The organism is Pseudomonas sp. SDT291_1_S447 (genome assembly GCF_054070155.1).
In genome coordinates, this window is record NZ_JBSVXS010000034.1 from 1 (window position 1) to 12327 (window position 12327).

10 protein-coding genes and 1 pseudogene are annotated in these 12327 nt (G+C 61.3%); 4 read left to right on the forward strand and 7 right to left on the reverse strand.

Annotation, left to right across the window (positions count from 1 at the left end; all coding sequences use genetic code 11):
* Positions 1-75: 75 nt before the first annotated feature.
* Positions 76-330 (reverse strand): annotated as a pseudogene (locus ACW9IR_RS13610) (flavin reductase family protein); the annotation flags it as partial.
* 103 nt (positions 331-433) lie between these two features.
* On the opposite strand from ACW9IR_RS13610, the gene ACW9IR_RS13615 reads away from it, so the two are divergent.
* The 3 genes from ACW9IR_RS13615 (at position 434) to ACW9IR_RS13625 (ending at position 6034) form a co-directional block, all read left to right on the forward strand.
* On the forward strand, positions 434-1123 hold the full coding sequence (locus ACW9IR_RS13615; protein ID WP_110719136.1) for a GntR family transcriptional regulator: 690 nt from the start codon (positions 434-436) through the stop codon (positions 1121-1123).
* A gap of 134 nt (positions 1124-1257) precedes the next feature.
* Positions 1258-3369 carry an ATP-binding protein gene (locus ACW9IR_RS13620; RefSeq protein ID WP_457463671.1) on the forward strand — a complete coding sequence of 704 codons (2112 nt, stop codon included), beginning with the start codon at positions 1258-1260 and terminating at the stop codon, positions 3367-3369.
* 31 nt (positions 3370-3400) lie between these two features.
* Positions 3401-6034 carry an excinuclease ABC subunit A gene (locus ACW9IR_RS13625; RefSeq protein ID WP_457463673.1) on the forward strand — a complete coding sequence of 878 codons (2634 nt, stop codon included), beginning with the start codon at positions 3401-3403 and terminating at the stop codon, positions 6032-6034.
* A 144-nt stretch (positions 6035-6178) separates the two neighbouring features.
* Here the strand turns inward: ACW9IR_RS13625 and ACW9IR_RS13630 are convergent, their stop codons facing one another.
* The 6 genes from ACW9IR_RS13630 to ACW9IR_RS13655 are packed head-to-tail and all read right to left on the reverse strand — an operon-like array spanning position 6179 to position 11604.
* Positions 6179-8122 (reverse strand): response regulator, encoded by a 1944-nt coding sequence (locus ACW9IR_RS13630; RefSeq protein WP_457463675.1) that lies wholly within the window; start codon positions 8120-8122, stop codon positions 6179-6181.
* Complete coding sequence (locus ACW9IR_RS13635; RefSeq protein ID WP_077573176.1) at positions 8112-8987, reverse strand: sensor histidine kinase; 876 nt, start codon at positions 8985-8987, stop codon at positions 8112-8114. The genes ACW9IR_RS13630 and ACW9IR_RS13635 overlap by 11 nt, the downstream gene beginning before the upstream one ends.
* Positions 8980-9990: an ATP-binding protein gene (locus ACW9IR_RS13640; RefSeq protein WP_457463713.1), complete on the reverse strand. Its 1011-nt coding sequence runs from the start codon at positions 9988-9990 to the stop codon at positions 8980-8982. The genes ACW9IR_RS13635 and ACW9IR_RS13640 overlap by 8 nt, the downstream gene beginning before the upstream one ends.
* Complete coding sequence (locus tag ACW9IR_RS13645; RefSeq protein ID WP_008084828.1) at positions 9987-10391, reverse strand: anti-sigma regulatory factor; 405 nt, start codon at positions 10389-10391, stop codon at positions 9987-9989. The genes ACW9IR_RS13640 and ACW9IR_RS13645 overlap by 4 nt, the downstream gene beginning before the upstream one ends.
* Positions 10388-10750 carry an STAS domain-containing protein gene (locus tag ACW9IR_RS13650; RefSeq protein ID WP_007912539.1) on the reverse strand — a complete coding sequence of 121 codons (363 nt, stop codon included), beginning with the start codon at positions 10748-10750 and terminating at the stop codon, positions 10388-10390. Before ACW9IR_RS13650 ends, ACW9IR_RS13645 begins: the two co-directional genes overlap by 4 nt.
* 2 nt (positions 10751-10752) lie before the next feature.
* On the reverse strand, positions 10753-11604 hold the full coding sequence (locus ACW9IR_RS13655) for an STAS domain-containing protein (protein ID WP_102901936.1): 852 nt from the start codon (positions 11602-11604) through the stop codon (positions 10753-10755).
* A 249-nt stretch (positions 11605-11853) separates the two neighbouring features.
* Here ACW9IR_RS13655 and ACW9IR_RS13660 point away from each other — a divergent pair, with 249 nt between their 5' ends.
* Positions 11854-12123 carry a hypothetical protein gene (locus ACW9IR_RS13660; protein ID WP_095120998.1) on the forward strand — a complete coding sequence of 90 codons (270 nt, stop codon included), beginning with the start codon at positions 11854-11856 and terminating at the stop codon, positions 12121-12123.
* Positions 12124-12327 lie beyond the last annotated feature (204 nt).

The window sequence follows — 12327 nt, forward strand, 5'->3', positions numbered from 1 at the left end:
ACAACACATCGACACCTGACACACCGCTATCGCGAGCAGGCTCACTCCTACAGGGGAATGCGTTTCCCTGCTGGGTTATTTGGCGGTGGGCCAAAACCGCTCGCCACCGCCCGGCGCTTCCGTCCACGCTTGCAACGAGCGGGTCGGCAAATCGAAGTGATCGCGGGTTCGTGCGTAACCATGGCCAACCATGCGTCCGATCGCATCCAGGCCCAATTGATCGATGTACAGCGTCCTCGGATCGATCAGCTCATCGCGCACATGCGCCATCAACACCTCGCCAAAAATGATCTCCCGCGACTGACCGATGTTCAGCGCCATCATCCGCCGGTATGCAATATATGAATGCAATTTGCAAAGGCCCGGATTAATCTGCGTTTCCATGGCCAGGCATCGCCAAGGGCTGGTTGCCTGACGCTAAAGGAGGGTTCGAATGACCGAGAAGAAACTGGAAACCACGGTCGACCGCGTCTACCAAGGGGTTTACGAGGCGATCAGCAAGCGTTCGTTGCGCCCGGGGATGAAACTGGGCGAGGCCTCGCTGGCCGAGTTATTCAATGTCAGCCGCACGTCGGTGCGCGCCGCGTTGAAGCAATTGGAGGCCGATGGGCTGGTCACCACCGAGCCCAATAAAGGGGCATCGGTGTCGCTGCCGAGCAATGAAGAGCTCCGCTCGCTGTTTGAAACCCGCCGGCTGATCGAGATCGGCATCGTCACCGAACTGTGCCGCCGCAAGGACGGCGCGGCGATGCAGGACCTGCGCGAACACCTGCTGCTGGAAGATGAGGCCCACGCGGCGGGTGATCACGAACGCTTGATTCACCTGCTCGGCGAGTTCCACATCAAATTGGCGCGCAGCCTCAATAATCCGGTGCTGCTCGACTGGTTCCAGAAGCTGATCTCCCGCGCCTCGCTATATGCCGCCGCGCTGGACGACGACAGCCATGAAGTCTGCCGCGACAACGAACACCTGCGCCTGATCGAGTACATCGAGGCCGGCAATCAGAGCGCCGCCATCGAGCTGACCTGTACGCATCTCAACGGTATCGAGAAGGCCATTCTCGACGTCGCCGCGAAAATGAAAACTGGCTACCATCCGCTCAAACACCTGATCGGAGTTTAGGTTCCAGGCGGAGATTAAATCGGCTATACCTCAAATGAAACCAATGCGACTGCAGACGCTCGAAACAGACGGGCGTCGCGTCGATACGGCGTCGCGATTTATCGGGCAATCACCACAGGACACTGAGTCAGTCGATGCAGTTTTTATCCGATAGCCATGGTTGTGACGGCTGGAAAGGCGAAATGGCCGGGCGCATCAGTGCGTTCGACTGGAGCCACACCGAACTCGGCCCGCTGAACAGCTGGCCGGCCAGCCTGTGCAGCGCGGTGCAATTGATGCTGGCCTCGCCACTGCCGATGGTCATGCTCTGGGGCCGTCTCGGCTACATGATCTACAACGACGCCTATTCGATATTTGCCGGTGGCCGCCATCCGTATCTGCTCGGTTCGCCGGTGGAGTTGGGCTGGCCGGAGGTCGCCGATTTCAACCGGCATGTGGTCGACACCTGTCTGGCGGGCGGCACCTTGTCCTTCCGCAACAAAGAATTGGTGCTGTTGCGCGACGGCGTCCCCGAAGACGTCTGGATGGATCTGTATTACAGCCCGGTGGCCAATGATGATGGAGCGCCCGGCGGGGTGATGGCAATGGTGGTGGAAACCACCGAATTCATGCACTCCGAACGCCGGCGTCAGGCGGCGGAACAAGCCTACCGCGCTGACAATGAGCGGGTACGTCTGGCGCTGAATGCCGGGGCCTTGCTCGGCTCGTTTGTCTGGGACGTGAAAAACAACACATTGTCCGCGGACGAGCGTTTCGCCCGTACGTTCTCGTATCCGCCGGATCACGACCTGAGCAATCTGGCCCAGGACATTGCTGAATCGCGCATCCATCCCGATGACCACGCCTGGGTCCAAGAGCGGGTCGCCCATTCCGTGCAGACCGGCGAGCCGTATAACGCCGAGTATCGCGTCCGACGCAGTGATGGCAGTTATTCGTGGGTGTTGGCCAGTGGCGCGTGTGAGTTCGACGAACACGGTGCGCCGTTGCGTTTTCCCGGGATACTGATCGACATTCATGAGCGCAAGATTGCCGAAGAATCGCTGCTCAAATTTACCCGCAACCTCGAACAGCGCGTGGGCGAAGAGGTCGAGGCGCGGCTGGCGGCTGAAGAACAGTTGCGCCAGTCGCAGAAGCTCGAAGCGATCGGCGGTCTCACCGGCGGCGTCGCCCACGACTTCAACAATCTGCTGCAAGTGATCGCTGGCAATCTGCATTTGCTCGCCCGCCACGAACCGGACAACGCCAATGTGCAGCGCCGGGTCAGTGCCTCGCTGGCGGCGGTCGAGCGCGGTGCCAAGTTGTCCTCGCAACTGCTCGCGTTTGCCCGCCGCCAACCGTTGTCGCCAGCAGTGTGCAACCCGCAGCAGATTTTCGAAGGTGTCGGCGAATTGCTGCAGCGGGCGCTGGGTGAAACCATTCAGATCAACGTGCAGTTGCCGCAAAAACCGTGGCACATCAACGTCGACCGCAACCAGTTGGAAAACGCCATTCTCAACCTGGCGATCAATGCCCGTGATGCGATGAAGGGCGAGGGCACCATTGCGCTCAGCGCTGCCAACGTGCGCCTCGACCGCGAATTCTGTGCCGGCAAAGGCATCGTCCCCGGCGAGTTTGTCCGCGTCGCCGTCAGCGACACCGGCGCCGGCATTGCGCCAGAGATTCTCGAGCAAGTGTTCGAGCCGTTTTTCACCACCAAGGCCGACGGCCTGGGCACCGGGTTGGGCCTGAGCATGGTGTTCGGCTTCGTCAAACAGAGCGGCGGGCATGTCGACATTGCCAGTGCCGTCGGTGAGGGCACGCAGGTGCAGTTGTACTTCCCGCGCAGCCTGCGGCCTATCCTTGATGAGGCGCCCAATCTGCAAAGGCAGCAGAGCGGCGGCCACGAGACGATTCTGGTGGTCGAGGACAACGACGCCGTGCGTACTTCGGCGGTGGAATTGTTGCGCGAGGAGGGCTATCGCGTGTTGACCGCCGGCCACGGCGATGCGGCCATGCAAATGCTCCTCGAAGGTGTCGAGGTCGACCTGATTTTCACCGACGTGGTCATGCCGGGGCTGATCAAAAGCTCCGATCTGTTCGCCTGGGCCAAAGTGCAGACGCCGCCGGTGGCGGTGCTGTTCACCTCCGGGCACACCCGCGACATCATTTCGCGCAATCACCAGTTGAGCCCTGACACCCATTTGCTGAGCAAACCGTATAGCCCTGAAGCCATGCTGCAGATGATTCGGGTGGTTCTCGGCAACTGAGTGCTGAACATTCCTTTATCAAGGCAGGTCGATGACTTCCAAACGCACCTCCAAAGCACCCGCCGGCATGGTCCGAGTGCGCGGCGCCCGTGAACACAACCTCAAGAACGTTGATATCGACATTCCTCGCGATGCTCTCGTGGTGTTTACCGGGGTGTCTGGCTCTGGCAAGTCGTCGCTGGCGTTCTCGACCCTGTATGCCGAAGCTCAGCGCCGTTACTTCGAATCGGTGGCGCCGTATGCGCGACGGCTGATCGATCAGGTCGGCGTACCGGATGTCGACTCCATTGAAGGCCTGCCACCAGCCGTGGCGCTGCAGCAGCAACGCGGTACGCCGAGCACGCGTTCGTCGGTGGGCAGCGTCACGACGTTGTCGAGCCTGATTCGCATGCTGTATTCGCGCGCCGGCAGTTATCCGCCGGGGCAGCCGATGTTGTATGCCGAGGACTTTTCGCCGAACACGCCACAGGGTGCCTGCCCGGAGTGCCATGGCCTCGGTCGCGTCTACGAAGTCACCGAGGCGCTGATGGTGCCCGATCCCAACCTGACCATCCGCCAACGCGCGGTGGCGTCCTGGCCGCTGGCGTGGCAGGGGCAGAACCTGCGCGACATCCTTGTGACCATGGGCATTGATGTCGATATTCCATGGAAGAAGCTGCCGAAAAAGCAGCGCGACTGGATTCTCTTCACCGAAGAAACCCCGACCGTGCCGGTGTATGCCGGGCTGACCCCGGAAGAAACCCGCGTCGCCCTCAAACGCAAAATGGAACCGAGTTATCAGGGCACGTTCACCGGCGCCCGGCGCTACATCCTGCACACCTTCACCCATTCGCAAAGTGCGCTGATGAAGAAGCGCGTTTCACAGTTCATGCTCGGCAGCCCTTGCCCGTTGTGTGACGGCAAACGCCTGAAGCGTGAAGCGTTATCGGTGACGTTCGCCGGGTATGACATCGGTGAGCTGTCGCAGATGCCGTTGCTGCAAGTGGCCGAGGTATTAAGGCCGGTGGCGGCGGCCAGTTATCTGCAGCAGGCCGAAGAAACCGGCGAGACCTTGAGCCACGCGCAAACCCGCGAGGCCCGCCAGCAGCGCGTGGCCCACGGCGCCAGCGGGCATGGCAGTGCGCCGGATGTGCGACACACGCCAAACCTGTCGCTGGAAAAGCGTTTGGCGGCGCAGCGCATTGCCGAGGATCTGCTGGAGCGCGTCAGCACCCTGACCGATCTGGGCCTCGGTTATCTGGCGCTGGAGCGCAGCACGCCAACGTTGTCGTCCGGTGAGCTGCAGCGTTTGCGCCTGGCGACGCAACTGGGTTCGCAATTGTTCGGGGTGATTTACGTGCTCGACGAACCTTCCGCCGGTTTGCATCCCGCCGACGGCGAGGCGTTGTTCGAGGCCTTGCAACGCTTGAAGGCTGATGGCAACACGTTGTTTGTGGTCGAGCATGACCTGGAAACCATGCGCCGCGCTGACTGGCTGATCGACGTCGGCCCGGCAGCCGGCGAGCAGGGTGGGCAGGTGCTGTACAGCGGCCCGCCGGCAGGTCTGGCCGCGATCGAAGCGTCGCAGACGCGGGCTTATCTGTTTGCCGAGTCGCAGCGTCAGACACGTACTGCGCGCAAACCGACGGCGTGGCTGAAGCTCGACGGCATTACCCGTAACAACCTGAATAATCTCAGTGCCGAGTTTCCGCTGGGCTGCTTTACCTCGGTGACCGGGGTCTCCGGCTCCGGCAAGTCGAGTCTGGTCAGTCAGGCGTTGCTGGAACTGGTTGGCGCGCAGTTAGGGCGTCCGGCGCTGGAAAGCGAACCGGAAGAACTCAGCCTCGAAGACGACGCGCCGCAGGTCAGCAGCGGCCAGGTCACGTCCGGGCTGGAGTCGATCAAACGCCTGGTGCAGGTCGACCAGAAACCCATCGGCCGCACGCCACGCTCCAATCTGGCGACCTACACCGGGTTGTTCGATAACGTCCGTAAGCTCTACGCCGCGACTGACGCTGCTCGGGCCGCAGGTTATGACGCCGGGCAGTTTTCCTTCAATGTCGCCAAGGGCCGTTGCGCCACCTGTGAAGGTGAGGGTTTTGTCAGTGTTGAATTGCTGTTCATGCCCAGTGTTTATGCGCCGTGCCCGACCTGCCATGGCGCACGCTACAACCCGCAGACCCTGGCGATTCTCTGGGAGGGCTTGAGCATTGCCCAAGTGCTGCAACTGACCGTCGAGGAAGCGGTTGCAGTGTTTGCCGAGCAACCGGGGATCCGCCGTTCGCTGGAGGTTTTGCGCGATATCGGCCTCGGTTATCTGCGTCTGGGCCAACCCGCCACGGAGTTGTCCGGCGGTGAAGCGCAGCGGATCAAACTGGCCACCGAGTTGCAACGCAGTCAGCGCGGCGCAACCTTGTACGTGCTCGATGAGCCGACCACCGGGCTGCATCCGCGTGATGTCGATCGGTTGCTGGAGCAGTTGGATACGCTGGTGACGGCGGGGCATACGGTGATTGTGGTCGAGCACGAAATGCGCGTGGTCGCGCAGAGTGACTGGGTGATCGACATCGGGCCGGGGGCGGGGGATCAGGGCGGCAGGATTGTCGTGGCGGGCACGCCGCAGAAGGTTGCGGCGAGCAAGAAGAGCAGGACTGCGCCGTTTTTGGCTCGTGCGTTAAACCGATAGGGAGCGTTGGCCCAGCGGGCCTCATCGCTGGCAAGCCAGCTCCCACAGGTTTTGGTGTTGTATGCGGAATATCGGTACACACAAAAGAAATGTGCGAGCGACACTAATCCCTGTGGGAGCTGGCTTGCCAGCGATGGCAATCTGTCAGGCCCCATCAAGGGTGCGGCGAACCTTGTCGAGCAGTTCACTGATCTGAAACGGCTTGACCAGCATGTCCATGCCACTGCCCAGAAACACCTGACGGTTGATCGCCGTCTCCGCATACCCGGTCATGAACAGAATCGGCAATCCGTCACGCCAACCCCGCGCCACATCCGCCAACTCCCGCCCGCTCATGCGCGGCAGACCAACGTCGGTTAGCAACAGGTTGATCGACGGATCATTCTGCAATCGCTCCAGCGCCGTTTCGATATCCGCCGCCTGGGTGCAGCGATAACCCGCGTCCTCCAGCACTTCAGTGACAAACATGCGCACCGATGGCATGTCCTCGACAATCAGTACATGCTCACCGCTACCTTGCGGATCAACCACTGGCGCGGGGATGTCGGCCCCTGTCGGATCGGTGGTAGCCGGCAACATGATGGTCACTTCGGTGCCGCGCCGCGCGACGCTGCGGATGTGCGCATCACCGCCCGACTGACGGGCAAAACCATAGATCGTCGACAACCCCAGCCCGGTGCCCTGGCCCAACGGTTTGGTGGTGAAAAACGGATCGAAGACTTTATCGATGACGTTGTGCTCAATCCCTGTGCCGTCGTCGCGCACCGACAGCGCCACGTAAGCGCCATCGGCCAGATTCGGATCGCCATGGGAGTACGCGGCGTAGGTGTTGACCCAGATATTGCCGCCCGCCGGCAGGGCATCGCGTGCGTTGATCACCAGGTTCAATACCGCACTTTCCAGCTGCACTGGATCGACCAGGGCGATGGCCGGTTTGTTGGTCAGTTCAAGCTTGAGGTTGATCCGTTCGCCGATGGTGCGCACCAGCAATTCTTCCAGCGAACGGACTTGCTCGTTGATGTCGACCGGCCGTGTATCCAGCGGTTGCTGACGGGCGAAGGCCAGCAAGCGGTGGGTGAGGGACGCGGCACTCATCGCTGAATTCAGCGCCGCTTCGGAATAAAACTGCACCTTGTCCAGACGCCCATCGACCACGCGTTTCTGGATCAGCTCCAGGCTGGTGATGATTCCGGTCAGCAGGTTGTTGAAGTCGTGGGCGATACCGCCGGTGAGCTTGCCCAGTGCGTCCATCTTCTGCACTTGCAGCAACTGCGCTTCGGCACGCACGCGTTCGGCGACTTCCTTGGCCAGTTGCGTGGTGGTGTCATCCAGGCGCGCCAGATGCGAGCGCTCGCGATGGCGGTGTTCGGTAACGTCTTCGACGAACACCAGGCTCAACTCTGGCGTGCGGTACGGCGAAATCTGCCACTCGGTCTCGCGGATCTCGCCCTGCACGCGCATGTTCAGCGTGCCTTGCCAGCGTTCGCCATCGACCAGGCGCAGGCGCAGCTCATTGAGGATCGCGCTTTGATCCTCGGCGAAGCATTCACGCAGGATTTGCGGGTCCTGATTGTCGATAATCAGTTGCGCGAAGGCCTGGTTGCACTCATGCACCTTGAGGTTGGCATCAAGCACCGCGATCGGCGCGGACACATTGGCGAAAATTTCGCGGAACCGCGCTTCACTTTCGCGCAGGGCATTTTCCGTATCGCGCACCCGCAATAGCGTGCGCAGGGTCGCCAGCAGTACATCCGGGTCAACCGGGTGAATCAGGTAGGCATCGGCACCGGCGTCGAGGCCGGTGATGATGTCGCCGGTCTGGATCGACGCCGCGGACACATGGATCACGGGCAGCAGGGCAGTGCGCGCATCAGCGCGCAGAATGCGCACGATATCGAAGCCACTCATGTCCGGCAGATTGACGTCGAGAATCAACGCATCGAGTGCTTCGCTGTCGATCAGCGCGAGCCCGTCGCCGCCGGTCCCGGCCTCAAGGACTTCGTAACCGTGGCGCTCCAGCCGTCGACGCAGGGCGTAGCGGGTGGCGACGTTGTCATCGACGATCAATAGGCGGATGTCACGTTTCATCGACGTTCTCCAGAGCGATCGCCAACGGGATGATCACGAAAAAGGTCGAGCCGACCCCCGGCGCACTGTCCATCCCGACTTCACCGCCGAGCAGGGCGGCGAAGCGTTTACACAGCGAAAGGCCCAGCCCGGTGCCGCGCAGACGTTTCTGCAACGGCGAGTCGACCTGGGAAAAGTCCTCGAACAATGCGCCATGCAACTCGGCAGCGATACCGATTCCGGTGTCACTGACGGCAAATCGCACCTTGTCTGCACCTTCGAGCCGCGCGGACACCCGCACTTCGCCACGGGTGGTGAATTTCAGCGAGTTGGAAATGAAGTTGCGCAGGATCTGCGCGAGTTTCTTGTCGTCGGTGTACAGGCGCGGCAAACCGACCGGCTCTTCGAAAATCAGATCGACGGCGGAGGCATCGACAATCGGCCGGAACATCCCGCGCAGGGCGGAGAACAGGTCGAACATGTCGAACCACGCCGGGGAAATGCTGATGCGTCCGGCCTCGATCTTCGCCAGATCGAGCAGGTCATCGACCATGTCGCTCAACTCGCGGGCAGCGGTGCTGACGAACGCCACCTGCTTGTGTTGTTCAGGGCTGAGCGGGCCGTCGAGCTCGTCTGCGAGCAGGCTGTTGATGCTCAGGATCGAGCCCAGTGGCGTGCGGAACTCATGGCTCATGTACGACAGGAAACGGCTTTTCAAGTCCGAGGCCTGGCGCAATTCCTCAGCCTGTATGTCGAGTTCGGCGTACAGGGCCAGCACGCCCTGGTTGGTTTCATCGAGTTCTTCGCGCAGGGCTGCAGTCTCGCTCTGCAACTGCGCAATCAGTGCGGCCTGTTCGGCACTGCTCAGAATGGGGGACTCAGCCATGGGCGGCCTCCAGGGCAACGACCAGCACCGTTACATCGTCGCGCCCGCGACAGAAATCGCGGTGCAGGACGCTGGCTATCACGGCGGGATGGCGGTGCACCAGACCGGGGTAGTCTTGAAGGTTCCAACGGGACTGCAAGCCGTCGCTGTACATGATCAATAGATGTCCGTTCACGTGAGCATAGTCAAAGGGTCTGGCTTTCCGATACTGCACGCCGACAATGCCTGGGTGCGAGGCCAGTCCACGGGACTTGTCGGCGTTGATCAGGCTGGCGCCGATGTTGCCGACGCCGGCAAAGGTCAGGCTGTCGCGCCGCGCATCGAACCGGGCAAACGCAACAGCGCCACCGCGAGTGCCGATCATGTCGCGGTGCAGGTCTTCCATCAGCATCACCGGCTCGGCGAAAGGCGTCAGGGCGAAAGTTTGTGCTCCGGCGCGGCCGGCGCGTTCGGCTTCTTCACCGTGACCGAGGCCGTCGATGATCAGCGCGCTGATGCTGCCGTTGTCATACGCCAGGTGCCAGACATCGCCGCACGCCGGATCGTTGTGCAGCGAGTGCTGGCTGACCCCGAAGCGCAGGTCAGGCTCGCGATCCGTGCGTGGATAAAATCGGGCCAGTAATACTGCGCCACGGGCATCGGCGTACACATCAAACACTTCAGCCTGACGCGATATCGCCCCGAGGCCGATGCCTTGGGTGCCGCCGGTAGAAAACCCGTCGGCCATGCAGGCCTCCAGATCAAACCCCTGAGCACGGTCGATGGCGAGCAGTTCAATGCCAAAACCTTTGGCGCGCGGCAACACCCGCAGGTGCATTTCACCGTGGCTGGCGTGCTTGAGCACGTTACTCGCCAACTCCGTAGCCACCAGTGCCACGCGTCCGGCATCGCGCTCGTCAAAGCCATGTTGTTCGGCCAGTTGTTGCGCCGTGCGGCGGGCGTGGCCGATCTGGCTGCTGTCTTCGATCAGTAAAACCTGGGTCATCGACCCGCTGATATTCATGTCCATCGGGTAATCGTTATTCGGGTGCCCTTGCCGGGCTCGGTGTCCAGTTCGAACTCTTCAACCAAGCGTTTCGCCCCGGTCAGGCCCAGGCCCATGCCGCTGCCGGAGGTCCAGCCGTCGGTCATCGCCAGTTTCAGGTCGGGAATGCCCGGGCCTTCGTCGCGAAAGGTCAAGCGCAGACCGACCTTGTGATCCTCATCGAGGATCTGCCAGTCCATGTCGCCGCCGCCGCCATAGACCATGGTGTTGCGCGCCAGCTCGCTGACCGCCGTGACCATTTTGGTCAGGTCGATCAGGCGCATGCCGCACTCGGTGGCGAGCTTGCGCGCGGTCTGACGCGCGAGCACGACATCCTGCTCGATGTGGATGGGTTGAGTACCGCTACTGCGCACGGTCATTGCCGGTCTACTCGTTCCTGCAGCAGTTTCATCCCGCGCTCGACGTTCAATGCCGTGCTGACACCGGGCAGGGTCAGGCCGAGTTCGACCAGGGTGATCGCCACCGCTGGTTGCATGCCGACCAGCATGGTTTCGGCGTCCATGATTTTCGACAGACCGGAAATCGTGCTGATCATCCGGCCAATGAACGAATCGACCATGTCCAGCGCCGAGATGTCGATCAACACGCCACGCGCTGAGGTCTTGCTGATTCGCTCGGACAAGTCGTCCTGCAAGGTGAGGGCGAGTTGGTCATGCATGTCGACCTGAATGGTCACCAGCAGGAACTTGCCCATCTGGAGAATCGGAATACGTTCCATGCTTATACCGTCTTGACGAGGCTGACACCCAGACGGGTCAGGGCCAGTTTCAACGCATCGGCCAGATTGGCTTTGGTCACCACGCCTTGCAGGTCGAGGCCGAGGTGGACGATGGTTTGCGCGATTTGCGGACGCACGCCGCTGATGATGCAGTCGGCGCCCATCAGGCGGATTGCGGTCACGGTTTTCAGCAGGTGTTGCGCGACCAGGGTGTCGACGGTCGGCACGCCGGTGATGTCGATGATGGCGATTTCCGAACCGGTGTCGACGATGCGTTGCAGCAGCGATTCCATCACCACTTGCGTGCGCTGCGAGTCGAGGGTGCCGATCATTGGCAGCGCCAGCACGCCGTCCCACAGCTTGACCACCGGGGTCGACAGCTCCAGCAGTTCTTCCTGTTGACGCTTGATCACCGCTTCGCGGGATTTCTGGAAGGTGCGGATGGTGTGCATGCCGAATGCATCAAGCAGCTCGGAGACTTCCCAGAGTTGTTCGGCGAGCAGCGCCGGCTGGTCTTTGTAATGGCTCTGCAGCAGGTTAAACAACGGGCCTTTGAGGGCGAAGATGAAACTGGCGGTCTGCTGCGAGTCCTGGCCGAGCAGGGCGCGGCTGTGGGAGAGCTTTTCGAGGAACTGGCGGGTGGCTTCCCAGCCCGGTGCGGCGATATTGGTGCCGTTGTCGTTCTCGATGCCACTGACCACCAGTTGCAGGAATTCTGTGGTCTGTTGCTGCAGATCGTGGTCTTTCAGGTTGCGGGTGGCACCGCTGGCTTGCAGGCCGTTGATCCATTCGCCCAGCAGTTGTGCTTGTTTGTTTTTCATCGCATCGAGTGTGCTGTTCTGCAGTGCTGCCATGTGCCTGTTGCTCCGTCGCGAATTGGGGGGCGGTCGTGAAAATGATCGCCGCGAAGTGATCGACATTTGCCGTTCGAAATAGTTGTTCGTTCTTGCACGTATATTTTTGATCTGGCGCAAGGAACGTCCCGGTAACTCTAGTCGGCGTGGCCGGGCGCGGCGAAGTTTTGAACGTTGGCGTGGGGCAGGCTTCGAATCTTCAAGGCCCGGCGGGTTTGCGCCGGGCTGGTTTTGACGAACGAGGTGGTCATGAACGAGCAATCGCAAAATCAGCAGAAACCCTCCGCCGAGCCGATCAACCGCAACGACCCGGCGATTGACCCGCAGGTGCCGGGGCAAGAGGTGCCGACGCAGCAACAGGGCGATGACGGCCAGGCGCAGAGTGCGGATCCGGTGGTGGATCAAAAGAACAAGCACACGGACAACGACAATGAATTCAGTCCGGGCTTCGAACCGCAGCCGGATCGGGCGAAACCGGGGGAGGAGACGGATGCCGATATTGATACGGATGGCGGTTGATGTTCGGTGGAGATGACAAGGCCGCATCTTATGGATGCGGCCTTTTTTTTGCATTGGATTTGTGGTGTTGCTGAGATCGATCCCCCTCACCCCAGCCCTCTCCCCCAAGGGGGCGAGGGGGAAGGGAGCCGATCTCGGTGCCTTTCAAAAGCCAGGTTCGACTCGAGATTTCAGGTCGGGGGCTATTCAGAACCTGAGTTCGAA

Excerpts from the sequence above, each read along its gene's own strand:
- ACW9IR_RS13615 (WP_110719136.1), top strand. The coding sequence starts at position 434 with ATGACCGAGAAGAAACTGGAAACCACGGTCGACCGCGTCTACCAAGGG.
- ACW9IR_RS13620 (WP_457463671.1), top strand. The coding sequence starts at position 1,258 with ATGCAGTTTTTATCCGATAGCCATGGTTGTGACGGCTGGAAAGGCGAA.
- ACW9IR_RS13625 (WP_457463673.1), top strand. The coding sequence starts at position 3,401 with ATGACTTCCAAACGCACCTCCAAAGCACCCGCCGGCATGGTCCGAGTG.
- ACW9IR_RS13630 (WP_457463675.1), bottom strand. The coding sequence starts at position 8,122 with ATGAAACGTGACATCCGCCTATTGATCGTCGATGACAACGTCGCCACC.
- ACW9IR_RS13635 (WP_077573176.1), bottom strand. The coding sequence starts at position 8,987 with ATGGCTGAGTCCCCCATTCTGAGCAGTGCCGAACAGGCCGCACTGATT.
- ACW9IR_RS13640 (WP_457463713.1), bottom strand. The coding sequence starts at position 9,990 with ATGAATATCAGCGGGTCGATGACCCAGGTTTTACTGATCGAAGACAGC.
- ACW9IR_RS13645 (WP_008084828.1), bottom strand. The coding sequence starts at position 10,391 with ATGACCGTGCGCAGTAGCGGTACTCAACCCATCCACATCGAGCAGGAT.
- ACW9IR_RS13650 (WP_007912539.1), bottom strand. The coding sequence starts at position 10,750 with ATGGAACGTATTCCGATTCTCCAGATGGGCAAGTTCCTGCTGGTGACC.
- ACW9IR_RS13655 (WP_102901936.1), bottom strand. The coding sequence starts at position 11,604 with ATGGCAGCACTGCAGAACAGCACACTCGATGCGATGAAAAACAAACAA.
- ACW9IR_RS13660 (WP_095120998.1), top strand. The coding sequence starts at position 11,854 with ATGAACGAGCAATCGCAAAATCAGCAGAAACCCTCCGCCGAGCCGATC.